At 46.7% G+C, this 26,399-nt stretch carries 22 protein-coding genes, 1 tRNA gene and 4 pseudogenes; 10 read left to right on the top strand and 17 right to left on the bottom strand.

Translation table 11 applies throughout. The annotated features are described in order from the left end of the window. Positions 1-6: 6 nt before the first annotated feature. The 3 genes and pseudogenes from proA to C4F37_RS20885 form a co-directional block, all read left to right on the top strand. Positions 7-1,260, top strand: a complete 1,254-nt coding sequence (gene proA, locus C4F37_RS20895) for a glutamate-5-semialdehyde dehydrogenase (RefSeq protein ID WP_001538333.1) — start codon at positions 7-9, stop codon at positions 1,258-1,260. Between the two features lie 114 nt (positions 1,261-1,374). After that, a tRNA-Thr gene (locus C4F37_RS20890) sits at positions 1,375-1,450 on the top strand. A 154-nt stretch (positions 1,451-1,604) separates the two neighbouring features. Continuing rightward, a pseudogene (locus tag C4F37_RS20885) lies at positions 1,605-1,940 on the top strand (Arm DNA-binding domain-containing protein); the annotation flags it as partial. A gap of 437 nt (positions 1,941-2,377) precedes the next feature. Here the strand turns inward: C4F37_RS20885 and C4F37_RS20880 are convergent. Beyond that, entirely contained in the window at positions 2,378-2,872 is a 495-nt protein-coding gene (locus tag C4F37_RS20880; protein ID WP_001059463.1) for a MarR family winged helix-turn-helix transcriptional regulator, read from the bottom strand. Positions 2,873-3,027: 155 nt separating this feature from the next. Continuing rightward, complete coding sequence (gene vat, locus C4F37_RS20875; RefSeq protein WP_032153891.1) at positions 3,028-7,158, bottom strand: vacuolating autotransporter toxin Vat; 4,131 nt, start codon at positions 7,156-7,158, stop codon at positions 3,028-3,030. Between the two features lie 592 nt (positions 7,159-7,750). On the opposite strand from vat, the pseudogene C4F37_RS20870 reads away from it, so the two are divergent. Further along, positions 7,751-8,444: pseudogene (locus C4F37_RS20870) on the top strand (IS1 family transposase). Between the two features lie 216 nt (positions 8,445-8,660). Here C4F37_RS20870 and C4F37_RS27935 read toward each other — a convergent pair. Continuing rightward, a pseudogene (locus tag C4F37_RS27935) lies at positions 8,661-8,804 on the bottom strand (integrase); the annotation flags it as partial. 63 nt (positions 8,805-8,867) lie between these two features. Here C4F37_RS27935 and C4F37_RS20865 point away from each other — a divergent pair. From C4F37_RS20865 to C4F37_RS20855, 3 genes are all read left to right on the top strand, one after another. Beyond that, positions 8,868-9,053 (top strand): hypothetical protein, encoded by a 186-nt coding sequence (locus C4F37_RS20865; RefSeq protein ID WP_001468276.1) that lies wholly within the window; start codon positions 8,868-8,870, stop codon positions 9,051-9,053. Positions 9,054-9,267: 214 nt separating this feature from the next. Then, on the top strand, positions 9,268-9,882 hold the full coding sequence (locus C4F37_RS20860) for a YagU family protein (protein WP_001019923.1): 615 nt from the start codon (positions 9,268-9,270) through the stop codon (positions 9,880-9,882). 73 nt (positions 9,883-9,955) lie between these two features. Continuing rightward, a complete protein-coding gene (locus C4F37_RS20855; protein WP_001327337.1) occupies positions 9,956-10,075 on the top strand; it encodes a hypothetical protein in 120 nt (39 codons plus the stop codon). Positions 10,076-10,130: 55 nt separating this feature from the next. Here C4F37_RS20855 and C4F37_RS20850 read toward each other — a convergent pair whose 3' ends face one another. The 7 genes from C4F37_RS20850 to ecpR form a co-directional block, all read right to left on the bottom strand. Continuing rightward, positions 10,131-10,460, bottom strand: coding sequence for a YkgJ family cysteine cluster protein (locus tag C4F37_RS20850; RefSeq protein WP_001307600.1), 330 nt, complete (start codon positions 10,458-10,460; stop codon positions 10,131-10,133). Between the two features lie 312 nt (positions 10,461-10,772). Continuing rightward, positions 10,773-11,483 (bottom strand): fimbrial chaperone EcpE, encoded by a 711-nt coding sequence (ecpE, locus tag C4F37_RS20845; RefSeq protein ID WP_001339257.1) that lies wholly within the window; start codon positions 11,481-11,483, stop codon positions 10,773-10,775. Beyond that, positions 11,452-13,095 carry a fimbrial adhesin EcpD gene (gene ecpD, locus C4F37_RS20840; RefSeq protein WP_001265646.1) on the bottom strand — a complete coding sequence of 548 codons (1,644 nt, stop codon included), beginning with the start codon at positions 13,093-13,095 and terminating at the stop codon, positions 11,452-11,454. Before ecpD ends, ecpE begins: the two co-directional genes overlap by 32 nt. After that, positions 13,085-15,610: a fimbrial usher EcpC gene (gene ecpC / locus C4F37_RS20835; protein ID WP_001538336.1), complete on the bottom strand. Its 2,526-nt coding sequence runs from the start codon at positions 15,608-15,610 to the stop codon at positions 13,085-13,087. The genes ecpD and ecpC overlap by 11 nt, the downstream gene beginning before the upstream one ends. A gap of 25 nt (positions 15,611-15,635) precedes the next feature. Then, a complete protein-coding gene (ecpB, locus tag C4F37_RS20830) occupies positions 15,636-16,304 on the bottom strand; it encodes a fimbrial chaperone EcpB (RefSeq protein WP_000716404.1) in 669 nt (222 codons plus the stop codon). A 56-nt stretch (positions 16,305-16,360) separates the two neighbouring features. Then, the gene (gene ecpA / locus C4F37_RS20825) at positions 16,361-16,948 is read right to left on the bottom strand and encodes a common pilus major fimbrillin subunit EcpA (RefSeq protein WP_000730982.1); all 588 of its coding nucleotides are present in this window, start codon (positions 16,946-16,948) and stop codon (positions 16,361-16,363) included. A gap of 74 nt (positions 16,949-17,022) precedes the next feature. Then, positions 17,023-17,565 carry an ECP biosynthesis operon DNA-binding transcriptional regulator EcpR gene (ecpR, locus tag C4F37_RS20820; protein WP_000389022.1) on the bottom strand — a complete coding sequence of 181 codons (543 nt, stop codon included), beginning with the start codon at positions 17,563-17,565 and terminating at the stop codon, positions 17,023-17,025. A gap of 823 nt (positions 17,566-18,388) precedes the next feature. Here ecpR and ykgL point away from each other — a divergent pair. Continuing rightward, a pseudogene (gene ykgL / locus C4F37_RS20805) lies at positions 18,389-18,614 on the top strand (protein YkgL). Between the two features lie 34 nt (positions 18,615-18,648). On the opposite strand, the gene ykgO reads toward ykgL, so the two are convergent. The 5 genes from ykgO to C4F37_RS20775 form a co-directional block, all read right to left on the bottom strand. Continuing rightward, positions 18,649-18,789 carry a type B 50S ribosomal protein L36 gene (gene ykgO / locus C4F37_RS20800; protein ID WP_000866436.1) on the bottom strand — a complete coding sequence of 47 codons (141 nt, stop codon included), beginning with the start codon at positions 18,787-18,789 and terminating at the stop codon, positions 18,649-18,651. Beyond that, the gene (locus tag C4F37_RS20795) at positions 18,789-19,052 is read right to left on the bottom strand and encodes a type B 50S ribosomal protein L31 (RefSeq protein ID WP_000803998.1); all 264 of its coding nucleotides are present in this window, start codon (positions 19,050-19,052) and stop codon (positions 18,789-18,791) included. Before C4F37_RS20795 ends, ykgO begins: the two co-directional genes overlap by 1 nt. 364 nt (positions 19,053-19,416) lie before the next feature. Continuing rightward, entirely contained in the window at positions 19,417-19,518 is a 102-nt protein-coding gene (gene ykgR, locus C4F37_RS20785) for a small membrane protein YkgR (protein ID WP_000662258.1), read from the bottom strand. 472 nt (positions 19,519-19,990) lie between these two features. Further along, positions 19,991-21,133, bottom strand: coding sequence for an NADH-dependent flavin oxidoreductase (locus C4F37_RS20780; RefSeq protein ID WP_000182341.1), 1,143 nt, complete (start codon positions 21,131-21,133; stop codon positions 19,991-19,993). Positions 21,134-21,305: 172 nt separating this feature from the next. Further along, entirely contained in the window at positions 21,306-22,226 is a 921-nt protein-coding gene (locus C4F37_RS20775) for an alpha/beta hydrolase (protein ID WP_000860032.1), read from the bottom strand. Positions 22,227-22,382: 156 nt separating this feature from the next. Here C4F37_RS20775 and C4F37_RS20770 point away from each other — a divergent pair, with 156 nt between their 5' ends. Continuing rightward, a complete protein-coding gene (locus C4F37_RS20770) occupies positions 22,383-23,309 on the top strand; it encodes a LysR family transcriptional regulator (protein ID WP_001304867.1) in 927 nt (308 codons plus the stop codon). A gap of 199 nt (positions 23,310-23,508) precedes the next feature. Then, positions 23,509-24,402 carry a LysR family transcriptional regulator gene (locus C4F37_RS20765; RefSeq protein ID WP_000910711.1) on the top strand — a complete coding sequence of 298 codons (894 nt, stop codon included), beginning with the start codon at positions 23,509-23,511 and terminating at the stop codon, positions 24,400-24,402. A 30-nt stretch (positions 24,403-24,432) separates the two neighbouring features. On the opposite strand, the gene C4F37_RS20760 is transcribed toward C4F37_RS20765, so the two are convergent. Together C4F37_RS20760 and C4F37_RS20755 are read right to left on the bottom strand one after the other, a co-directional pair. Then, positions 24,433-25,422 carry an aldo/keto reductase gene (locus tag C4F37_RS20760; protein ID WP_001172293.1) on the bottom strand — a complete coding sequence of 330 codons (990 nt, stop codon included), beginning with the start codon at positions 25,420-25,422 and terminating at the stop codon, positions 24,433-24,435. A 26-nt stretch (positions 25,423-25,448) separates the two neighbouring features. Continuing rightward, entirely contained in the window at positions 25,449-26,300 is an 852-nt protein-coding gene (locus tag C4F37_RS20755; protein ID WP_001538337.1) for an aldo/keto reductase, read from the bottom strand. Positions 26,301-26,399 lie beyond the last annotated feature (99 nt).

The following is a 26,399-nucleotide window of genomic DNA, read 5'->3' as shown; positions in this document are numbered from 1 at the left end:
TGGCCGATGCTGGAACAAATGGGCATTGCCGCGAAGCAAGCCTCGTATAAATTAGCGCAACTCTCCAGCCGCGAAAAAAATCGTGTGCTGGAAAAAATCGCCGATGAACTGGAAGCACAAAGCGAAAGTATCCTCAACGCTAACGCGCAGGATGTTGCAGACGCGTGTGCCAATGGCCTTAGCGAAGCGATGCTTGACCGTCTGGCACTGACGCCCGCACGGCTGAAAGGCATTGCCGACGATGTGCGCCAGGTGTGCAATCTCGCCGATCCGGTGGGGCAGGTAATCGATGGCGGCGTACTGGACAGCGGCCTGCGTCTTGAGCGTCGTCGCGTACCGCTGGGGGTGATTGGCGTGATTTATGAAGCGCGCCCGAACGTGACGGTTGATGTTGCTTCCCTGTGCCTGAAAACCGGTAACGCGGTGATCCTGCGCGGCGGCAAAGAAACCTGTCGCACTAACGCTGCAACGGTAGCGGTGATTCAGGACGCCCTGAAATCCTGCGGCTTACCGGCGGGTGCCGTGCAGGCAATTGATAATCCTGACCGTGCGCTGGTCAGTGAAATGCTGCGTATGGATAAATACATCGACATGCTGATCCCGCGCGGTGGGGCTGGTTTGCATAAACTGTGCCGCGAGCAGTCGACAATCCCGGTGATCACAGGCGGTATAGGCGTATGCCATATTTACGTTGATGAAAGCGCAGAGATCGCTGAAGCCCTGAAAGTAATTGTCAACGCGAAAACTCAGCGACCGAGCACATGTAATACGGTAGAAACGTTGCTGGTAAATAAAAACATCGCAGATAGCTTCCTGCCCGCATTAAGCAAACAAATGGCGGAAAGCGGCGTGACGTTACACGCTGATGCAGCCGCGCTGGCGCAGTTGCAGGCTGGCCCCGCGAAGGTGGTGGCTGTTAAAGCCGAAGAGTATGACGATGAGTTTCTGTCATTAGATTTGAACGTCATAATCGTTAGCGATCTGGATGACGCCATTGCCCATATTCGTGAACACGGCACGCAACACTCCGATGCGATCCTGACCCGCGATATGCGCAACGCCCAGCGTTTTGTTAACGAAGTGGATTCCTCCGCTGTTTACGTTAACGCCTCTACGCGTTTTACCGACGGCGGCCAGTTTGGACTGGGGGCGGAAGTTGCGGTAAGCACACAAAAACTCCACGCGCGCGGCCCAATGGGGCTGGAAGCACTGACCACTTATAAGTGGATCGGCATTGGTGATTACACCATTCGTGCGTAAATAAAACCGGGTGATGCAAAAGTAGCCATTTGATTCACAAGGCCATTGACGCATCGCCCGGTTAGTTTTAACCTTGTCCACCGTGATTCACGTTCGTGAACATGTCCTTTCAGGGCCGATATAGCTCAGTTGGTAGAGCAGCGCATTCGTAATGCGAAGGTCGTAGGTTCGACTCCTATTATCGGCACCATTCTAACGTCTCCCCAAGTCTACTCAAGTATTTAAAAACCTCTTATAATCAGTATATTAATGCCCCTTTTAGTCTTTTGACGTCTATTTAAGTACCCCAAACTCTACAAGCAATTGAGGGGATTTGCTGTTCAGTTTAGTGGAGATACCCCCAAGTGAAACTCAATGCCCGTCAAATAGACACTGCCAAGCCAAAAGAGAAGGCTTACAAGTTGGCTGATGGTGGTGGTCTGTACCTCCTGGTAAAACCTGGTGGAGGAGAATATTGGCGTCTCAAGTATCGTGTAGCTGGTAAAGAGAAGCTGTTAGCACTAGGTGTGTATCCTGAGGTCACCTTAGCTGATGCTCCTGCAAAACTTGAAGAAGCTAAAAGAGGTATCTCTGGGGGAATCGATCTGATGGAAGTGAAGCGAGAGGAAAAGATTGCCCGGGAAACGCAGTTAAACAACACCTTCAAAGATATTGCCCTTGAGTGGCACAGTAACAAATTATAATCACAATAATAGTGTATATAATTATACATTGTATGCTTGGTAATCATATAATGATAAAAGCTTCCGATAATCAGTATGAGATTTGTCCTTAAACTCCTGGACATGCTTTTCTAAATCTTCCAATGGTATATGTCCATTTATACAAATAAAATTCTAGTGATAAATACCTTCAGGTATGATTAGACAACATCTTTATTCGATGGGGGTTAATCTATATTTGATATCTTTCTTTTAAATAACAACGCCATTAAAAACGCTTTGTTTAATGACGTTTTTTTATTGTTTCCTATATAAAGCCTAACCAGCATAAACATTGGTGGCTCTTATGCTCATTGTAATTAAATGAGAGTGTGATTAATGTCTTTATATATTCAGGTAGTTATTCTCTCCAGAAGAATACATTGTAAGAAGATGACTGTTAGTATGTTTTAACATCAATTAACATTAAGGTTTGATAATAATTTTTTGTTGGCGAGTTCAAATGTTTTCATTTCATCATCTGATAGCCCGCTCCAGATTTTCTTTAGCATTACATTTTGAGTGTTTATTAGTTTTTGAGCAAGTGTAACTCCGTCAGGGGTTAAGCAAATACTTTTGCTTCGACGATCGTTTTTATTATTAATTCTTTTGGCAATATTCTTTTTTTCTAATTTGTCTATGATGTGTGTGATGTTTGTTTTGGAGAATTGTAACTCCTTGTAAATATCAGAAGGGGACTGACAATAATCATCAGACATATATAATGAAACTAACACCATAAATGTTGAAGTGTTTATTCTATACTCGCTCAATTCATTTTCTATAATACTCTGGATTTTGTCATTTACTCTAATATATAAGTGTATTAACAGACTCTCCTGAGCCGGGTATGCCGGATTTTTGATTTTTTTGTAGTTTGTTATAGTTTTTAATAAATCTATATTATTCATAATTCCACCACACGGCAAAAGAAAACTCATGAAGATTACTCAACCTGAGTGTTACATGAAGTATCGTGAACGCCGGAAAATCTAAGTTCCAGCCTGTACCGTAATCAGATAATCGCAGCAAAGGGACAAAGCAATAGTCCCTTTGCTGCACAGCATCAGAATGAATAACGAATATTAGCGTTTATCGCATCATCTGTGTTGTATTTACCGAATGCAGAGCGTTCAACTTCCAGCCCCAGACGCGTATTGTCGCCAAACCGGGCATTTAACCCCACACCGTAAAGCATACGACCGTCTTTTCTGCCATTAATCTGATGTTCTCCCGCTGCATCCTTCAGGTGAACGTCAGCACTGTCCGTCAGATCGAACTCATAATGCAGGCCGGCACGGGCTGTCAGACTCCAGTCCTTACCACTGAAGGTTTTACCGGAAACAACGCCGGTTCTGCCTACCAGAGGATTAACGCTGTTACGACGCATTGAGACATCCATTCCACTGTCGTTCCAGTTAAATGTTTGGCCCTGCAGTCTTCCCCAGACCAGTTCCGCCTGAGGTTCAACAAACGTCGTATCTGTCAGATGATAACGGTATCCGACTTCTGCACCTGCATACAGTGAATGGCTGCGGAAGTTCTGTTTACCAGCTCCGGCAAAGTTCAGGTCATATTTGTTTTCATTGTGAATATATTTGGCAATCAAATCAAAGTAAGCGCCGGACCGGAACAGACCACTGGCATAGAAACCACCACCCCATGATTTTGTTTTACCGCTGTACAGGCCTGCTGACGCATCTGTGTCAGTGTAGGTGGCCATCACGCCGGTAAACAGGTCCATACTTCCCAGTTCGTGCTTACGGTCAGCCCCCATCTGCAGCAGGGTATAGTGGTCAGTGAAACCGCCATCAGCAGAGCCGGAACCGTTCAGCAGACGCACCCACGTACCGGCTTCGCCGTTAATATCCCTCAAATCGCCCATGCGTTTGTTCAGGTTGTTAACTTCAGTGATGAAGTTGTTATAGCTGATGTGCATGAATGTGGCGGCAGCCTTACCCTGGCCGTCGTTACGTGCAACCTGGTAACCATCGAGGACCCACTCTTTTTTCCCGTCCTCTTTTCTGACACTAAGGGTGGGGGTGACATCACTGAATCCCACAACCCGTGTTGATGCCCTGAACAGATTATCAGCTGTCGTTTCAGGTGCGCTGACCAGTGGAATATCAAGCGTGTCCTTGTCAGAGGGTTTTTTCAGGAAGTTAACCCAGATGCTGTTGTCATGACCTGTTGCCGACTTGTTTATCACCAGTTTGTCTGCCTTGTTAAGGTCTGTACGCATGACAAATGCTGACTGAACCGCGTCCAGATTATCTGTTGTCAGTGTCGTGAACGGTGATGTTCCCCCGTTAAAACCGACTATTGTCCGGTTAAGTTTCATATTTCCTGCCGTGGAGTTTCCGTTCATCGACCACTGGGTGTCTGTCATGCTGACGGTGGCATCCGGTGCATTCAGGCTCCCGCTCCAGGTATTGCGGTACCCGTTAAACAGGCTGTACAACATCTGATTCTGAAGAGTCAGGTCAGGACTCAGTTCCCCTTCCCCTCCGAGGGTGACAGTCCCTTTATCCTGAACATTGATATTACCTGACAACATACTGTACGGCCCCACGTTCAGGCGGGCATCGTCTCCCTTCAGGTTCCATGAACCGGCATAATCGTATACAGGTAAAAGCGTGTGAGATACCTCATCAGGACGGCTGTTCAGACTCAGGGTGGCATCAGAAATATTCACTGGACCGTCAGAAACAAAACTCTGACTGGCCAGAGCATTTGCTCCCTTGTTCAGATTCAGGGCGGTACTGGTCAGCGTTGAGTTCCCCAGAATGGCACTGTCTGAGGAGATATTCACGGTACTGTTGTTCGCCTGTATTCCGCCATTGAATATATCATTGATATTCAGCACTGACTGATTATCCAGGTTGACGGTGCCGTTGAAGACACTTTTATCTGCATCTTTAGTTGCAACAGATGTGCCTTCTTCAAGGGTAAAGGCTGTTCCCTGGCCATCTTTTTTGTCGATAAATATCCGACTGTCGCCCAGCGTGACGCTGGAGTTATCTGCCTGGATGGTTGTGTTCAGTGTGGCATTGCGGCCCAGACCAAAGTCTGTATCTTTTAACACGAGCGAACCAAAGCTGAACGTCCTGTTCTCCCAGTCATCCTGTGTAAATGAGGTGGGCTGTGTCAGAACGGAATTGTCGCCCAGAGACGAGACTGTATTTGCAATACTCTGAGACGTTGAAGCATGGATAACCGGGTGGCCCTGAATGGTCAGACGACCGTTTTCCTGAGTAAATGTACCGGACATATTCGCTGAGCCGTCCATAACCAATGCGCCGGTTGTACCCGGGGTTGCTTTATTTGAGAAATTAATATTTCCCAGCAACTTGCCATGATACAGATACCCTTTATTATTAATTCTGTTTGCAAGCAGTGCCTGTGCACTGTTCTGGTCATGTCTGACATATTCCCAGTGCTCGTTACTGACCTGACCGGTAGGGAACCAGCCATAACTACTTGTTTTCAGGATAAAATAATCGACGGTATGAGTATAGGGATTATTATAAATATATAATGAACCTACTGTTCCCCTGTTTGATGATGACCATTCATTAACTTTTACGTCTGCCGGACGCGTCTGATAATCCAGAGTGATATTAGCCGTTTTATCACTGCTGTTACCGAGAGTTGCGCCATAATCGGCGGCATTCAGCTTATGAAATGTCAGGTCATTCCCGTTAACATCCAGAACCCCCCCCCGGTAGCCCCAGGATATATTGTCCGGATTAACCTGCTGGTTGTCTGCCAGCACGACTGTCGGGCGGCCGCTGGCAATATTCACGCTACTGAATGCCTGAACGTGTCCTGAACTGTCAGCCTGCTGATTGAGGACAACGGTCCCATCCCCGACTTTCAGGCCGCCCTCATTAACACCGGTTCCCTGTACAACCAGGGTTCCTTCGCCGATTTTATGCAGGTTGTCACCTTTCACACCATTAACCTGCCAGTTTACGGAGGCATCCTTGTCCACAATAATACCGGCCCCGGTCCAGGTACTTCCGTTTGAAGTGGTGACAGTGTAGTCATCAGTAAATGTCAGTGAACCGGCACCCTGCGTGACAGAGTTTTCCAGGTCAATCTGACCATTATGTCCCAGGAATGTCAGATTTTTACCTGCGTTCAGGTCAGAACCTTTTTGCCCGTGCATGGCATATTCATCGGAACCCTGTTTCAGAGAGCCAGTGCCGGTGCTGCTGTCAAATTTCCATTGCAGGGGGGCGCCGGATGAGGCATTAAAAAAGACGGGAGCGTCATTATCCTCTGAATAGATCTGTGAGAGAAAACTCTGAGGAATAAGAGAATATATCAAATTGGTCCCCCCTCCTACTCCCGAGTAAACACCGACCAGTTCCCACTGCCCTTTGGCCGTATTCCAGCCAAATAATGGAGAACCACTGTCGCCGGCCTCTCCAAAAGAGGGCAGGATGCTATGATCATGTATGTTGCCCCCCATATACAGCTGAATGCCGTCTGAGCCGTGATAAAAGAATGATGTCGGGAGTATTCCTCCTGTCAGATAACCATACCCACCTGTTACCCAATGTCGCTTACCCTGACTATCCTGAATATACTGACTTCCCGAACCAGCCCTGTAGAATGCCGAGTATTTTGAAGGGTTCAATATATCAGCTGTTGATGAGCTGGTTACGGTAGCCGGAGCAACCTCAGTTACGAGCTTATCAAGTCTTGGTGTGTGGAGATCAGATGAACTGTGTTCATTACGATCCACAATATGGTAACTGTTCTGACCATCACCGAAGCTGACGCTCTGATATCCTTTATTATGTTTTACACTGGCTATATATTGCGGGTTAATTAATGTTGCAACGCCGGGATTTGAGCTTACATTCACACTGCTAAAATCAACCATGGGCGCTTTATCAAGATGTCCTACTAATTCCCCTTTATTATTAAAAATAGGAATGTTTGTTGCGCCAGCCTGAAACTGCCCTTTGTTTTCTGCAAAGTCGCGGTATGTCTGGTAAGGATTGTTGCCACCAACCGTTGATGCACCAGCAACGGTTGGGAGTAATGCAGATAGTGCCAGAGAGGTAAGTACTGAAAGTCTTTTTCCTCTGCGGGTACTCCCTTTACATACCCTTCGGGCTAGTTCAGAGACAACCTTTACTGTGTTAGTAATATAACAATATTTTAGAGCGTATATTTTATTCATAGTAAATGATTCCGGAACGTATATTCCAAAGTTACATTAATAACCATAGACAATTTCAAACGAAAGTATTGTTGAATTGCGCGCTAATTATTAATTAGCTATATAATTATAAATGTGACATATATCACATTTATTTTTGCTTAAAACTACAATATTTTGTAGTTGCACGAATTCTTTGTCTGTGGTTTTCATTGGTGGTAATGAAAATGTTGTTTGCTTTTTCTCAGGTGTTTTGACTTATGACTTAAAGTCATAAAATATGCGACGCTAATACAACTACAGAAAAATGGTATATATGGATATCGACGATATTTGTTGATTTTTATTTTAAATTGCGTGGCGGTTCAGAGCGGATATATATATCACCATACCATCATCTGTTTTTCTGAAGTTCAGATTAGTTTTAACACACTGTTTTCCATCTTCGTTGATTACAACAGTCTTTTTAATGTATTTACGAATGGCATCATTCGACGTTCTAACGGATTTAGTCGATGGTGGGGTAATTAATAAAACATTTGCTGTAATCAAAAACGGTAATGTCTTCAATTGATAGAAGTTTCTGGTAATCTACTGGTATTTAAGGTTTTCCATGGCTACCGTTACTGTTCATTGTCCGCGCTGTAATTCCGATAAAGTTTATCGACATGGTCGTAGTTGTTCCCAGCATGAGCGTTTCCGTTGTCGTTCATGTAAACGTGTTTTCCAGCTCACTTACTCTTATGAAGCCAGAAAACCCGGCTTTAAGGAGCTGATCGTTGAAATGGCGCATAATGGCACAGGGGCCGTGATATCGCCAGAACACTGAAAATCAGCATCAATACCGTCATACGGACATTAAAAAGCTCTCGCCCCAGCGGATAACATCTGCGTCAGTCAGCTCACGCTGATGTTGCCCTTATCTGTGAACTTGATGAGCTGTGGAGCTTCGTTGGCAACAAGGTGCAACAACACTGGCTCTGGTATGCGTAGAACACTAAAACTGGCGGTGTGTTGGCTTACACTTTCGGGCCACGGAATGATGAGGCCTGTCGGGAATTGTTAGCCCTGTTGACTCCGTTCTGTATCGGCATGGTGGCCGCGATGACTGGGGCAGCTACGCCAGAGAAGTGCCGAAGGTGAAATACCTGACCGGCAAAATCTTCACGCAACGTATTGAACGTAACAACCTGACCCTCCGCACCCGCATCAAGCGGCTGGTAAGTAAAACAATCTGCTTCTCGCGTTCCGTTGAAATCCACGAAAAAGTCATCGGTTCCTTCATTGAAAAGCACATGTTCTACTGATTGGAAGCACTACCCAACGTTCAACTTATCATCATAAGTATAAAAATCACAAAATGGGTGGTAAGAGTCTTTACCTGGATTGTCTCGAAATGCAAAGTGTGCTTGCTTTACAACTAAATCTGGGGGTATCTAATGATTGCGTAATAGTTTTTTTATATACATATCAATGTCTTGCTTTTTACAATCTGTTTATATTATCCATTTTAAATCAATAAGTTACACATCATTAATACCTTCCTTATTTTTTGATTGGGACAGATTTGGGACCGATGGGTTCAGGATCGAATCTATTTACCGTGCGTGTTCGGTAAGGTGATTAGGTGCGAGGTGAGCATATCGACGAACCATTTCGAGAGTTTCCTATCCGCTCATTTTTAAGTGCAAGCAGGGAAACACCGGACTAAACCTATCAGCTGTTCGAAAATGGCAAGCGGATTAATATGCCATGGCGGCTTTGAGCCGCACGCATGGGGTGTGGCAAACCTGATGGATGTTGCTGTGCTGGTGGTGGCGTATTTGCTGGTCTGGTTGTTGGTTAATCGCGAAAATCATTATGCCAGAGGAATACCACAGGACGTTCAGGTTTTGCATAAAAAAGCCCACCATTAAGGTGGGCAAAAGGAATGATTTATATTCTCTGAGAGAAACATTACATTTCTCCTTGTCACTTCTAACATAAAAATATGGAGAAATAATGGAGCTTATATTAATTGGCGATTAGGTAACCATGTGGTTATACAAAACAATACAGTTCTTTACATTTGCCTTGTTTTATGAATACTCCTAAAGAGGTGTATAACATAATGGTACAAGCAGGGTAGATATGAATATATTTGAACAAACTCCACCAAACCGCAGACGTTATGGTCTTGCTGCATTCATTGGGCTGATTGCTGGCGTTGTTTCCGCATTTGTTAAGTGGGGGGCAGAAGTTCCATTGCCACCACGTAGTCCGGTTGATATGTTTAATGCAGCGTGTGGTCCGGAATCATTAATCAGGGCTGCAGGCCAAATTGATTGCTCCCGTAACTTTCTCAATCCTCCGTACATTTTTCTTCGGGATTGGTTGGGACTGACAGATCCAAATTCGGCTGTTTATACCTTCGCCGGGCATGTCTTTAACTGGGTTGGTGTAACGCACATAATCTTTTCGATAGTTTTTGCCGTTGGTTACTGTGTGGTCGCCGAAGTATTTCCGAAAATTAAACTTTGGCAGGGCTTACTGGCAGGTGCTTTAGCGCAACTTTTTGTTCATATGATTTCATTCCCTCTCATGGGACTTACGCCACCTCTCTTTGATCTTCCGTGGTATGAGAATGTCTCTGAAATTTTTGGACATTTAGTCTGGTTCTGGTCTATTGAAATTATTCGCAGAGATTTACGAAACAGAATTACCCATGAGCCAGATCCTGAGATCCCTTTAGGCTCAAATAGATAATGCTTTGAATGATAAAAATGGCGCAAATATAGCGCCATTTTTATAGGTTAAAAACGTTGCTTTTCATATTCTGATGCGGACAGTCAGTGATCATATCGCGCTACTTCAGGATGATGTAGATCCGGAGAACGCTACAGAAGAAGAGGCATTGTTGCTGGAAAATGGAAGAAGTTTCAGGTTTTGTTGTCCCTGAAAAACGAAGCCCCGCTATTACAGCTGGCGGGGCAATGCAATTAATTATTGTATATTTATAACGGTGTTAGCCCGTATTTAGCTCTTGCACGATTGCAAGCCTCATTGACTTCTCCGTTCTCACCAGACATGGCGAATTCTCTGCATGTGGACGATCGATTTTTATATATCGTGCAACAGGCATTTTTGCCCGGTGTTCCTGCAAGGGCAATACATCGGGGGTTTTTCTGATTGGTACCGCTCATGCATCGGTGAAAAGGGGATATTTGTTCAGTAAGCCTGGCGGGAATGGTACCGCCAGCATCGTCGGCTTCGGCCCAGTAAAAAGAGACGCGGAAAAATGCACAACAGGCACCACACGTCATGCATGGATTCAGATTGCTCATAATTCACCAGTACAGCTATAAATCGTAAAGAGAACTGCGGTACGTCGTATGCAGGGACGTATCGCGGTTGGCTGGTGTACTTTCGATAGTGTGAGTATTGAATGATTTCCAGCCGTTACCGATTTTACGTCCTAATTAGTGAAGAAACCACTCGTTAGCAGGCCGCCTGGTACCTTTCCGTGTCTCCTGAACACTGTGGTGTGCATATGAGAAAGCTCATCGTTACAGGTGACATTGACGATCGCTTCCACATCATTTAAACGATTTTTGAGTCTCTGAGGTGGAATTCTTCCCTCGTCTGATGGATAAGTCTTAGTCCGCCGAAGGGGGCTTAGCCGGACAGGAATCGCTAATCTTAATGAATTTGTCGTTATAGACCAGATAATGATTCCCCGGCTGACGTAACTCAGGCTGATGAACCACGTCTCCCGGACGTAGATACCAGGCATCGCCTTCCTCTTCGGTCGAATCACATCCTGGTTTAATCAGTAGCTTAAACCACGTGTTGCCGGTGTTACTTACCGTTCCGGTCACCTGATCGAAGGACCATTTAAACTGAACCTGACGTGGTCGTACTACCAGAATGGTATCCATCACCACCACCGGCTCCGTGCTGACCTCACCGCCGGTTGGGCTGCGTTTTGTCAGGTTACGAGTGGGGACCTCGCGAAATGAGACCCGGTAGTAGCGCTCGCGGTTATCCCGTGGACCATGATAGTAAAATTTAAAATACTCGCTCTCACCAGCCTGCAACGCCAGCTGGCGGGGGGCGAAAAGTAGTTCACCATCCACCGGTCGGGTGCGCAATTCACTGCTGCCCGGGCTATCAATAGCACTGATGGCAATACGGTATATCCGCGCGCTTTTGTTGTTATTCACGACACGTTTGCTGACAAAGTCAGTCTCGGACGGCAGTGAAAAAGTCAGATTGCCGACCGAAATCGCCTGTGTCAAAGGTGCCGCCAGCATACAGACCACTGTCAGCAGGGCCTTAGTTAATGTTACGCCACGTCGCCTGAACATGAATCTCTCCTGAAGCGCTGACTTCGCCAAACCAGCCGTTATCATCTACCGTACGCAGAGAAATGGCGTTATCCATTGGAATCGAAAATTTGACTGTGGTCTTATCCATCTGCCCCACTTCGCCAGAGATATCAGTCCACGGTGTGGTCAACCACAGCGCATCGGTCATATCCCGCCAGCTATCATCGCACCCGGCATCGTAGGTTTTTGTAGCTCCGTTGCGGGTAATAAAGGAAAGCGTCGCCGGGAACGGTACTTTAGCCTTACCGTCATCGGAGCTGAAGACACAATAGGAGCGCCCGCCAATCACCTGCGCGGGTCCGGTCACCTTGATCAGCACTTCGTCGGCAGCTGTTTTACCGCTGGTGGTTACGATATAGCCGAAATCGAGTGCCGACTCGCCGCTGCCGACATATCCCTCCCGCGACGGTGTCTGAGTATATTCATCGGAGATAATACTGATGCTGAAATCACGGGGTTTGATAATCAGCGTGTTGGAGGTAGAAAATTCATACCAGCCAGACTCCGGTGATGTGGTGTTCTGAAAGCGAAAGTTGAATAGATCTTTGGTGTTGATATCGCTGATCCCGAGGTTCACCATCTGTTTAAAGAAGTTGCTCGAGAAGAAAACATAGATCGAGTCTGCGCTCTTCATCTCGTTGAAGGTGTAGTAATAGGCAGTATTGCTCACCGGTTTCCATGAACTGCCATTCAGACTGAACTGCATATCGTACGCCCCGACGGCCGAGGCTAACGACGAGTTGGCGATCGCCGGGAATATATGGATTGAGGTGTTGCTGAGTCCGTTTGTTTGCAGGGTATAGTTAACCATCTTACAACTTAATCCTGAACGGCTGCCGATGGTTTGCGTCCGGCAGTCGGCGTTCCCTTCGCCCAGAGTCGGTACTCCGTCGCTGTTGATAAATACTTCCGCCAGCGAGTGGGTATTTATCAACCGCAGATTTGCTGCTTTCGTATGGGTGACGTTGCGAACATACCAGTTGCCGGAGGCCTGATCCTTACAGCGTGCGCCGCTGCTGGCGTCATAGTTCACAGAGGTCTGGCAGGCATTGATGGTCATTGTAAAGCTGCTGCCGACGGGCATTTGTTGCAGATACTGGTAAAACGCGTCTGACAACATGCCGTGCATCCATTTCGCGCCGCCGCTGGTCACCGTCGCGCCATAAAATCCACTGGCGTCGGTGGTTTGCGGCAGGATAAGACTGGTGGTCATATTACACCCTGCGTACCAGTTGATGCAGCGCAAGCCAGTTAAAGGAGATGAAACTGGTGAATTTTCCAGCCACATATCAAACTTCCAGTTGGTATAAAGGCCGGTGTTGTAACCGTTATCAATGTAGCCGAGGCTTTGCTGATAGATGGTTCCTGAACCATTGTATTTTAAACCGGTCCAGCGGTTGGCACCGGTCAGGCGCGGATCCAGCGCCCCGCCAGGAGTGACGAAAAAGTTGTCGTCTGAGTTGTTTTCGACAAACACAAACTCGCGTGCCGGAGCATCCGCCCAGGTTGTTTTGCTCACTGCCGCTCTGAGCGCGGTTGCAGGCCAGATTAGCGCAAAGATTATCATCGCTATCAGTAGGTTAACTCTCATTCTCTTCTCCTGTCTGCGTCACCGCCGCCCACGATGAGAGGCCGCTGCAGACCACATCACCGACCCAGACGGCACCGCGCGCCTGGTTGAGTTCCAGTGCCACTTCGCAGGTTTTATTGCCACTGTAGCGAAAATCGATAGTGGGGTATTTCTTATCCACGTCCATGACAAACTCGCCGTTTTCATCGGTTCGGGTTCGGCCGATATGGTTGTTAATCCGTGCGTTAGCCAGCAGTGTGCCGTCTTCCGCACGGATACGACCGGAGACGGTAACCATCTGCTTCACCTCTGGCTCAATGACAGCGACATTGCCTGGATAGAGAGTCAGATGACTTTTGCGACCGCTGACGATATCGTAACTGTCGAGTGAGTTTTTGCTGTTCTGCAACTCCACCTCATATCTTCCATAGGGAGAGAGCGGGAGATAGTTACGCTTGCCGTTAAGCGGGAAAATCCGCCCGTTGATTTTGGCGCTGATCTGACCATCGTTCTCCAGGCCAGTGTCGAATATCACCCCAGCGTTGCCATCGGTCCGCCCGCTGGCAGCGATGTTTTTACCCTGCCAGCCGACGCTGCCGTTGGCGGTCAAATTGGTATTGATGTAGCCGTCCGCCGCGCTATTGACGTTCAGCGTTCCGCTGGCGTAACGAGCGTCGAACTGTGCATACGCCCCACCGCTGAGGGTTTTGTCATCACCGGTATCGCCGGAGATGGCTCGTGACAGATTGGCACCAACAGTGCGAATGGTTCCTTCATCAAACTGTTTGCGTGCTGACAGGTTTGCCATGGTGTAGCCGTTTTGATGGGTCATCCCTGCGCTAAACCAGTTGCCCAGTGGTAGCGAGAGATCGAGAGCGATATATTTCCCTGTATTGGCGCTGCTGTCGCCGTTGTTATAGCGCTGAATACCGGCCCGCAGGCCAAGCGAACCAAAGGTACTGCTGTAGACACTTTGATAGTAATCTGCCGTGTAATAATGGCTGTTGTAGCGGCGGTCATCATTGTAGCTGATGCTGAACGTACCCAGTTTCGACCACAGTGAGTTCAGGTTGAGTGTGCCGCCGATTGCACGGTTGTCGGCATCGCTACGTCGCAATTGATTGCCAATGCGGGTTTTTTCCTGGTTAACCCACAGCGAACTGAAGCCTCCAGGTAGAGTGGCGCTGATGCTGGCGATGTTGCTCCATGAGCTGTCACTGGCCAGCATGTTTTGCAGGTTAACGTTGATCGCCTCCCCAAGCGGCAGCGTCAGACGGGTTTCACCCACCGCCTGATTATCGTATCCATATCCCGTTGCCGCCCAGCTAAACGTACTCAGTGAGCCGGAGGTCGAGGCACCTGCCAGCCAACTCTCTTTGGCTGGTCGCGTCTTTTTCCCGTTTTCCGACCAGCGATCCATATGAAAGCTACCGCCCCATATCTGCCACGCCAGCGGTGCACCGACGCCACGTCCCCGGCTAAACAGCTTATTGACCCGCTGGGTGCGTTTGCTGATCACGCGACCGTTAACGATTACCTCAACTTCCACATCGTAAATACCGTACGGTAGACCCCGGGTATCCACTTCATGATTGCCCATGGTGAAGTTCTGAACGCTTAGTAGCCGCCCATCACGGGTGAGATGTACTTCGCCCGCCGCCGGTAAAAAGGCGATCACTGGCGTGGCCGACTGGCTGCTGTCGAAGATGGTGGAGCTGGCCTGGTTTCCCCAGGAAAGGCCGTAAATCTTCCCTGCTGAAATGGCGGTCATCGGCCCTAAGGACTGCAAGTTCCAGGTGTCGAGCATTCCACCGGCAAATCGGTGACCAGCAAAATCGCGTTCATACATCGCTTTATATAATTCACTGTCCTGTTGACCGCTACCAATCCCGTACAGTGAGCCGTCGAGCACCACGTGATGTTCGCGCAGCGCAGTAACGTTATTCAGCGACAGATAGCTGGAGGTGTTGCTCCCGCCGTTACGCAACTGGTTGTTATAGACGCCGAAGTTATAGCTCAGATTACTGCTGAGGGTATTAACACTGGACTGCCCGATGTCTTCGCTACGTGAGCGTAGTACGGTGCCCAGCGCTTCGCGCTTGACCACCAGCTGCAGCAGCAGTTGGCGCAAGCTGAGATCCAACTGCGCGTTGTCAGTCAGGGGGATGGTAAGGGCCTCATTGAACGGGGCGTTGGCCAGAGTCATCAGTTGCTGTCGAGTTTGTTCGCTGACACTGGCGTTATCTTCACTCTCTTCCAGCTGTATTTTCCGGATGCGTAACTGTCCATCATCCAACCAGATAAAAGCGCTGCCGATTCGCTGATCGTCCTGGCGACCCTGGCTACCGGCGAGATGAATATAGAGCGGGACGCTCATGCCGTCCTGAAGCGCCTGACTGAAGGCCTGCGGAATAATCACCCCACCTATTTGCTGCGCACTTATGTCAGCAGCGCTGGCATCGGGCTGAACGAACAAAAAGACCATGCCGAAGGCAAACTGGGCTTTCAGTCCTGGGGAGAACCGTCGTAAAGGCATTGTCGTTATCCATCTGCACAGCTATCTATTTCACGGGAATGAACTTATCACCCTGCCAAAGTGCAACCCGTCCTTTGTTATCCGCCGTGTCCACGCGGGTAAAACGACGCGACTTGCCCGGCATCAGGTAGTAATTCTCTTTACACTCCTTACCATTGGCGGCTTTCAGGCAGGGGCCGTAGGCGAGGATCCGCAGCGTCGCATTTCCTGTATTTGTCAGGGAGCCGTTGGCGTACTGAAAGTGGTAGTTCGCCTGGCGGGGTGCGACGACCAGAATGGTGCCGATGCGGGCGGAAGCAGTGGCCACAGCGCTACGGTTGGCATTATCGCGCTGCGCATCACTGAGGGCCTGATCAAACCAGACAATGCGGTAGTAGCGCTCTTTTTCATCTGCTGGTCCCTTATAGAAGAAGCGGATCACTTCGCTGGCTTGGGCGGGTAGCAGCAAGCTGGCGGGAGTGAGTAGCAACTCATCCGGCTTGTCCATTGCGATAACCTGCCCGTCGTCAAGCGGTGAAGAGAGCCGTTCGAGACGGATATTGATGAGGCGGCCACTGTCGGTACTGTTTTGGATCGTTTTGCTCAGCGTGCTGCTGTCACTGTTCATAAACGATGATATATCGCCGACATCCAGCGCCTGGGCCGGTGATATTCCGGAAAACAGCAGAGCGAGAGGCAGAAGGTGCTTTTTCATAACAATTCCGTCCAGGAATAAAGCAGGGGGGTACCCCTGCTGGTACATCAGAGAGATTAACTGGTCCAGGTAGCGTCGAACTGTACGCTAACGTCGCCGCTCCAGATGCCTTCCGGTAGAGTGCTGTAATCGGTTACTGCGGTGGTACCATTGGTGGTGCCGCTGATGATGGAGAAAGTGAAACCATCCTGTGCGGTGGTACGATTGCTGGCATTGTAACCGTTAGCCAGTGGGCTAAGGTTGCCGCCCAGTACGCCGTTGGCGGTATCGATCATCACGGTATCGCCAGTTTTTTCGACTGCCGCGCCGTTATAATCCACGCCCACATTCAGTGTGGAACCTGAGGTATCCAACTGGGTTAAGGTGTTGGTGATAAGACGTGAGGTCAGTTTAAAGGCGGTAGCCGTTGAGTCACCCTCGATAGCCACGTCAAATAGACCTTTTTGTGAGTTAAAACCTTTAATGCCTTCGGCATACTGGAACGCCAGGCTACCGAGTGGCGTCACAACCAGCTTACTGGTGGTGTCTTTTTTGGCTGTTGCTGACCAGGTCGCTACAGCCTGAGCTGTTACGTCAGCAGCCTGCGCTACACCTGTACCGGTAAACACCGTTACCAGAGCTATTGCCAGAACCTTTTTTTTCATTGCTTTTCTTCCCGAGTTGAATTGAGGACATGAAGTCCCGGTGAGTCATTTTTTAAAACTAACTTGCCTGGAGTTTACTGAACCAACTTATATAATTTTGAGTACAGCTTGGCCTCTGCATTCCGCCGATGGGTATACACTGTCTTCACACTACAATTTTCAATTCTGGCAATCGATTTAGGCAGCATTCCCTGAGCCGTCATGCGGATAATTTCCATTTCCCGGTCAGTGATTTTATCTTTCTTAATATCTTTTCTCAGGAACCTGCCATTAATCACATAGGCCAGTTCTTTTCTAATATCACGACTCAGTCCAGCGTATACCACGCCCCTAATATTGCTGTTGTAATACCAATAATTTGCTAAGGCTTCTGACTTTCTGGCCGCAATCAATACGACCTGTTTCCCCTTTACCGCGGATAACCACTCATTATCACGGTTTATAAACTCAGTTAAAGAATCCGTATTGAGATTGATAAACACGAAATCTTTTCTGATTTTCTCCAGCGATAGATAAATTAATCTGTCGATATCCACAATCAGTTCAGATAGTCCTTTATAGAAGTAGGCGTCATGGGGAGACCAGATGTATTTATCAGAACGGTTTTGACATTCCATATGGTTTTTAACCTCATAGTCCCTGCTGTAATCATTTTGCCATGTCACTACTTTCCAAACCTGTAATTTTTACAGGTACATTCAGTTTCTTTAGTAAATCGGAAGTAAATAAGATACGTAGCACATATCAATATAGGTTAAACGAGATTAAGTTTTAATTATTTCGATTAGGTTTAAATTTATGTTTTTTTCCTGATGAGTGTCAATATGTGAACAGAAAATGAATTCCATGGTTAAGTCAATATTTACAAAAAATGAAAATATTGCTTTTTTGATAAGAAGAAAAAGACATTCAGTTTCATAAGGTTATTGGCAATATAACGTTCAATTCTTACTTGCATTTTATATTAGCTAGGAACTTTGCCCTGAGGTGTTAGGAATAGTCTTAATGTGTTGTGTAATGGACTAGTAAAAAAACAAGTTTAAATGATAAGAAATAGAATATAAAACTATCATAAGTCATAATTAAAGATGATTTGCCAATCAGTAAGGTGTTTTAATGGATTAACATGCCGCACAAAATGGTTATGGGTGTTCATCCCAATAAGTGATGAAAAATTAAACAGGTGTAAGTACGTCATCTGTCCGGTAAGCCCCCCAAGAGCCAAATTAAGTGAAGTTAAACGAAGACTGCCAGTTGTCACAGGAACGATGGCCTCTTTGCCAGGGCACTGCATTCAGTCATCTGTACGCGTTACTCTAACTGGCACTCGAACGTCGGCGATGGGGTTACCGATGGATCTGGCCGTTCCTGTGGCGTAAACGTTTTTATGTCAGTACCAACAGATTTACCACATTTATCATCTTAACAGTTTGAGTGTAAATGCAGGCTGCGTCGCAAAGGGAGGAAACTGAGTGGCGTGTTCAGTCTAAAATAGAGTTGATGCCAGCATACAGGGCGCAGCTGGTCAACAAGTCAACATTAATATAATGGAATATTCGGAGAGAAACGTCAGGCAGTTGACCTTAAATGAACAGGAAGATACATCCCCAGGAAAATTAATGCTGGTGTAATAAATACACCAACATTAATCCGGTCTGATTATTAATCAGACAAATATCGTTAATTCGTCGAATTTTAAATCAACGTTTTTTCTTACGACCCTGAACGGCCTTAAAACGTGGATTAGATTTACAAATCACATACAGCCGTCCTTTTCGCTTCACAATCTGACAGTCTGGATGGCGTTCTTTTGCGGTACGCAGAGAGTTAAGGACTTTCATCATGCCCCCTTTTTCGTGCTAACAAAACGACCAAAACGTTGGGTGAACCGTGCAACATTTCCTTCTGATGCCACTGTTCTCAGCTTCCCTGTATAGAACGGGTGCGATTTCGAAGAGACATCAATTGTTACGTACGGATACGTTACGCCATCCAGCTCAATCTCACGGTCTGTTTTGATAGTCGAGCCGATTTTAAAGTACTCATCAACGCTGGTGTCGTGGAACACCACAGTACGATACTCAGGATGGATATTGGGTTTCATCATTTTTACCTGTTATGTTATAACATAACCGTAAAGATACATGCTCATCCGGATCATTTCAACACCCAATCACTGTGACTATTTGTGGGATGTGGAATTTCCGCAACGGGGAAGTCTGGCATTGTTAGCAGCCATTGGCGACGCTCCCATAAACGCCTGGATGAGTGATTGATGATGGTTTCGCTGAGAGTATGGATTTTTCGAGAATGGAGGCTATCTCCACTTTACTGGTCGATGATTTATTGCAGCATGATTGATTACCTGACAATGTGTATTCCTCTCCCACGGATATAATAATTACTTACAAAAAAGGGAGAGGATGCATATTTTAAATATCACTGAAGTGAACAGTTCATTGCCGTTATTAATAGAAATGGAGAAATAAATAGGCGTATTCTACAATTGCGACAAAAACAACGATATTAATCAGTTTATGACTGATTTGCTGTACTTTATTCTCTTTCATTGGTACTTCCTCGCTTTAAAAAAGAGTGCACTTCGTAAGTGCCCTTATATAAATAACGAGTTTGGTCAACCAATTTTTTGACATGTATCACAAATTTGAATAGATGTATTACATCGGCTATCTTTTATTGCCCCAACGTCATTGATATATGTCGCCTGAAATCAGTTACGGGAATGAGTCTGATCTCAAGACTGGCCCAGTCCTGGCGTTGATTGGCGCTGAGGAGCATATCGCATCTCATCGTAACGTCGTATCTCCTGGGGTGTTATACAAGATATTGTTGTAGGTAACCAGGGAGAGGAATTGAGTCTATTAAACCGTCAACTATGCCGGATATATACTGGATTACACTGCAGGCACGCCTTGCGAGAGAACGTGCCGCAGTGACGGGTTAATTATCTGAAAGAATTTGCGAGGCTGTATCGGTTACTCATTGATTTGATAGTTTTACTCTCGGGAGAGTAATCAATATTTAATCCATTAACGGAAACCAGCCAGTTCCTTTCGATGCCTGAATTTGATCCCATAGTTTATCCGGAATGGTTAATTCAGGAACGCGTTGTGGATTAAGGGCTGTTTGAATTTCATGACTTCTACCTGATTCAGCTAAAGTCACCCATTCTGGATTTATCACCAGCCCTTTACCGATCGCAACAAGTGGCAGGCCAGCGGAAATTGCTTCTTGAGCCTGAGACGGTGTGCGTATTTTACCTGCGGCGATTACCGGCACTCTGCCTGCAATATGATTTAAAATCAATTCAATAGTTCGGGGGCCATTTGGCGACTCAACAGGGTAGCTATCGTTAATACTGACCAGCGAGGTATGTATATACGAAATACCGGATGAAATGAGTCGATCAAGGAGTTTATAAGTATCCTCTATCCGCAGCCCCCCTGTTACAGATTCTTCAGGAGATATTCTGTAACCGATAGCAAAGGGCTTTGTCGCATATTCATAGACTACATTTTTTACTTCCTGTAATACGGCCAGCGGGAAGCGCATACGTCCTTCAAGATCTCCTCCCCATCGGTCATTACGCTGGTTAAATAGAGGGGAGAAGAAATTCTGCAGAAGGAATCCGTGCGCACCATGAAGTTCAACGCCATCAAAACCTGCTTTAATCGCCCTTTTTGTGACATCTCCGAATGCTCTAATGGTTTCCTGAATTTCGTTTTCAGTCATTTCCCTGCTTTGTACCACTCTCTTCATAAAGTCACCAGATTTTACGCTTGATGCGCTGGCACTAATAACATCGTTATTTGGCACAAGCTCCGGGATGGCTTTATTACCGGCGTGGAAAATCTGCAAAATAGCCGGAGCACCGCCACTTTTGGCTGCAGCTGCTAACTTTTCAAGGCTGTTAATGAAACGGTCGTCATACGCGGCAAATTCATGAGTAAACCCAATGCCGCTTGGCGTGACATAGGTACATCCTGTTATTACTAAACCAACATTTTGTGAGCGACGTTTATAAAATTCGAGTTCTTGCTCAGAGATGGTTCCATCAGGATTAGCTGACCAGGTTGTCATAGGAGCCATAACGATACGATTACGTAGCTTTATTTTTTCTGTCAGCATAAAAGGAGAAAACAATGATGGGTGTTTATTTGTCATAACAATACCTCAAATGTTTATCTGATTTTAATGCGTATAATCTTAATAAGTTGAGTTGCTACTTTTTGATGCTTTTTTCCTTTAATAGAATTCTTTTTGAGTAATTTTATTATTGTCGTGTAGTCAATAAAGGATAAATGTCAGGGAGATAATGAATCTCCCTGCAAGGTTATTACAAATGTGTTTTGTAAAAAGGAATTAATTTATCGAGCGCCTGTTTCACAGGTTCTGGCTTATCATACAGGTCGTAATGTGAATAACCTTCAACCACGACCAGTTCTTTATGTTTTGAGGCTGCACGACCAATAATTTCGCAGCCGTCACGATAGGCACCAAAAGCGCCCACTCTATCGCCCACTACAACCATTAGTGGTTGAGTTAACAGGACTTCTGCAAGATGAAAAGCATCCCAGCCTACGGCAACAGTCTGATGTGAAAATAGCGAACGATTTACCCCATTAGGCGCACAGCCTCGTGGCGAACGATAATATTCTGTTGCTTCAAAAAGGTCTATTTCTGTTAATCCCGCTTCAAGAGCTGCTTCCGGAGAAGAAGGGAGCAAATCATCTACGCGAAGTTTTGCGCCGTTAGCTTCGTCTGTTCTTTGTTGCGCCATTGCTTCGAGTGCTCCGATAGGATTAAACGCTGTAAATCCCTCACGCATAAGACGCCCGTAGTTTGCACCCGTGACAGTACCAATGGCTTTAATCCGACGTTCTGTCATTGCGGCATTAATGGCATATCCACCTCCACCACAAATACCCAGTACACCAATACGCCCGGCATCAACGTAAGGTAAGGTGGTAAGGTAATCAACGACAATGCTGAAGTCTTTTACTCGCATTGTTGGATCTTCCAGATAACGCGGTTCTCCACCGCTGCTTCCCTGAAAACTGGCATCAAAAGCAATGACGATAAAGCCAGCTTTTGCCAGGGCGGCACCATACACACTACCCGATGTCTGTTCTTTGCAGCTTCCAATTGGATGGGCACTGATAATGGCAGGATACTTTTTTTCACTATTAAAATCGTCAGGGAAATAGATATCAGCAGCTATATCCCAGTAAGTGTGTTTTATCGAAACAGTTTTCATTTCAAGCTCCAGGGATTTGCCTAAACAGATTTAAATATCATTTCTATTATCCGCAACTGGCATTCGTGTTCATATCGCGAACGGCGTAATAGTATGACTTGTATTGGTTATCATCAATGGTCTAATATCTATCACAGTGTTAAGTTAAGGTTTACAATGATGAAAATAGAGCCTTCAATTTTGCCTTCTCTTGCCTGGTTTGCGCTGATTGTTCGTGCCGGCAGTTTTTCCAGAGCAGCCTCTGAAATGGGTATTACGCGGGCCGCATTGTCCCAGAATTTAAAATCTCTTGAGGAACGTCTTAACACCAAGCTGATATACCGTACGACCCGCAATATGTCGCTTACTGAGGAAGGACAGCATCTGTATGAAGTGCTGGTGTCGGCTTTGGGGCAAATTGATGATGCGTTGAAAGATGTCGGTGATACCCAACTTGAACCTACAGGACTGTTGAGAATAAATTCCTCCCGTGTTGCAGCAAGGATGCTTGTTGAGCCTCATATTGGCGAGTTTCTTACTCGTTACCCTAAAACAAAGATAGAACTCATTATGGATGACGGTTTATCTAACATTATTGCGGACGGCTGTGATGTGGGCATACGTCTTGAGCAAGGACTGGATGAGCATATGACTGCCGTTCCTGTTTCTCCGCTTATTAAACTGGTTACTGTGGCATCGCCAGATTATTTAAAAGAACACGGTATTCCTGAAACTCCTCAGGAATTGAGTAACCATAATTGTCTTCGGTTGCGGCATAAAAGTAGCGGTGCACTCTCAGCATGGGAGTTTTCGAATGTTGTGGGGGGTAATGAAGAGTTCGAAATAGAGGTGTCAGGTAAGTATATTTCTAATGATGACGAAAGCATGATACGAATGGCGCTGAATGGAACGGGTATCATTCAACATCTGGATTTTGCAATCGCTGAACATATCAATGCGGGCAAGTTACAGCCGATTCTTGAGGATTGGGCCGTTTCATTTCCTGGATTTTATATATATGTTTCATCACGGGTGAGAATGCCCTCTAAAGTTCGTGCTTTTATTGATTTTATGGTGGAGAAAAGAGTAAAAATAGAAAGTTAATGATGTGTGTCAGAATATCGGTAAGAAGAATGGCGCAATCGTGAGGATACGTTTATTCATAATAAATCTCCTGAAAGTTTAGAATTATTTTCGATACAGCCAGATTATCATTGTTACTAATAATGTGGTTAAAATAATAGCATCTATGCCCCCCTTCATGAGTGTCTGTGAAGAGGATGCTTCTACAAGGAAATCGCCAATGCTCAAAGAAAACTTCAACGAACTGCAAATCTTTCTTGTGGTGGCAAGAGAGCGAAGTTTTACCAAAGCAGCGGGCAAACTCGGCGTCTCTCAGTCTGCACTTAGCCATGCAATGAAGGCTCTGGAGGAAAGGCTCAATATCCGCCTCCTGACACGGACTACCCGCAGTGTGGCTCCCACAGAAGCGGGGGAGAGAATCATTGCCTGCCTTGAACCGCGTATTGACGAGCTTGAACAGGAACTGGAATCACTTATTCAATTGAACGGCACGCCCTCCGGGAATATTCGGTTATCTGCCGGGGAACATGCCGCGCGAAGTCTGGTCTGGCCGAAGCTAAAACCTTTTCTCAGAGAGTATCCCGAAATCAATGTCGAACTGGTGGTGGATAACGGTTTTGTCGATATTGTTGAAGGCCGTTTTGATGCCGGGATACGACTGGGTGAAAATGTTGATAAAGATATGGTTGCAGTCAGGATTGGACCAGATATGCGGATGGCTGTGGTGGGAGCTCCGGCGTATTTTGCTGCAAACCCTGCGCCTGAAACGCCTCACGAGCTACAAAATCATCGCTGCATCAACATGCGTTTGCCAACTGCCGGTGGGCTTTACCACTGGGAGTTCGAGCGAGAAGGGAAACCGCTTCGCGTTAAGGTTGATGGGCAACTGACGTGTAGTCCATTGCCAGAAAGAATTGATGCCGCGTTATCAGGGTTTGGGATCGCTTGTGTCCCTGAAGACATGGTTCAGGAGTATATAGAGTCAGGCAAGCTTATTCAGGTGTTACAGGAGTGGTGTCCAACTTTTCCTGGGTATTATCTTTACTACCCCAGCCGCAAGCAGCATCCGCCAGCTTTTGCGTTGTTGATCGATGCGCTTCGCTACACCGAATAACGGGTCCTTTATCCTGGACCCGTTTGGGTATTAGCGGCCTACGCGTGCCTGATGTTCAGGCGAGTAACGTTCACCGACGATTTTAATTGTTTCCAGCGCCTCGCTTATCTGCTGCGTATCTTTCTGCGAAAGAACAATGTCAGCAGCGGCCAGGTTTTCTTCCAGCCGGTGCAGTTTAGTGGTGCCAGGGATGGGAACAATCCACGGCTTTTGTGCTAATAGCCATGCCAGTGCGATTTGTGCAGACGTTACCCCTTTCTCCGCAGCCAGTTCACCTAACAAGGTGACCAGTTTTTCATTGGCTTCAATGGCTTGTGCTGCGAAACGCGGTACGGTGCTGCGGTAATCATCTTTGCCGAAAGTGGTTCCCGGCTTAATCGCCCCTGTCAGGAAACCTTTACCTAGTGGGCTGAAGGGGACAAAACCAATTCCCAGTTCCTCAAGCAACGGCAGAATTTCCTGTTCAGGCTCACGCCACCACATGGAATATTCGCTTTGCAGGGCGGTGACAGGTTGTACCGCATGTGCACGACGAATGGTTTGTGCTCCTGCTTCAGACAGGCCGAAATGTTTGACCTTACCTTCTGCGATGAGGTCTTTCACCGTTCCTGCAACATCTTCAATAGGAACATCTGGATCAACACGGTGTTGATACAGCAGGTCAATAACATCTGTTTTCAGACGACGTAATGATCCTTCAACGGCTTCACGGATATGTTCCGGACGGCTGTTTAAAATCTGCTGCTTATTATCATTGCCGAAGGTAAAACCGAATTTAGTGGCAATTACCACGCGGTCACGAAACGGTTTTAAGGCTTCGCCGACCACTTCTTCATTCAGATACGGACCATACACTTCGGCGGTATCGAAGAAGGTGACGCCACGTTCAACCGCAGCACGAATAAGTTCGATAGCCTGACGGGTATCGGTCGCCGGGCCGTAGCCGTGGCTTAAGCCCATGCAACCGAGCCCAAGGGCGGAGACTTCGAGTCCGGATTTACCCAGATAACGTTTTTGCATTGAATGAATACCTCTTTTATCGCGGCTTAAACATCAAGTTTGCGGCCAGTCAGCCATTCCACCATTGCGGGATCGCGGTGAGAGAAGAACGCGCTGGTTGCGGTATCCAGGGCGGTAATTTGCAGCATATCTTCAGGGCTGAGTTCAAAATCGAGAATGTTGATGTTCTCTTCCATGCGTTCTTTTCGCACTGATTTTGCCAGTGAAACAATGCCTCGTTGGTAGATCCAGCGCAGAACTACCTGGCCCACGCTTTTGCCATACTTCTCGCCAATTGCCGAGAGAACAGGATGCTGGAACAGACCATTTTTCCCTTCCGCAAACGGTGCCCAGGCTTCTGGCTGAATGCCACGACTTTGCATCCAGGGAACGGCCTGTAGCTGCTGATTGAAAGGGTTAACTTCAACCTGGTTTACCGCCGGAACGACGTTATTAAAAGCGATAAGGTCTGCCAGTCGGTCAGGATGGAAGTTACTGACGCCAATAGCGCGAATTTTACCGGCCTGTTGCAGCTCTTCCATGGCACGCCAGGCTCCGTGGACATCGCCATATGGCTGGTGAATCAAGTACAGGTCAACGTAATCAAGTTGCAGTCGATTCAGAGAGCGTTCGAACTGGGCTTTGGCCCCTTCGTAACTGGTATCCTGCAACCAGAGTTTCGTGGTGACAAAGAGTTCGTTACGGGCGATACCGCTTTGTTTCAGTGCGTTCCCGACCTGGATTTCATTTTGATAAGAGGCGGCGGTGTCAATCAGTCGATAACCGCTGTTAATAGCGTCAATGACCGCTCTTTCGCATTCGGCGGCATCGGTCATCTGAAATACACCAAAGCCCAACAGGGGCATTTCAATACCGTTGTTCAGTTTTACTTTTTGCATGGTGTTATCCTTCCGTTATCGTTCATGAGAAGCATAACGTAAAGGGAAGAGCTCGATTAGACGGCAGGATTTGTCAGGGGTTATGAACAAAATTCATAA

Source organism: Escherichia sp. R1, assembly GCF_003000935.1.
Classification (GTDB): Bacteria; Pseudomonadota; Gammaproteobacteria; order Enterobacterales; family Enterobacteriaceae; genus Escherichia; species Escherichia coli.
Note: the sequence above shows the minus strand (reverse complement) of the source record. Positions and strands in the feature narration are given on the sequence as shown.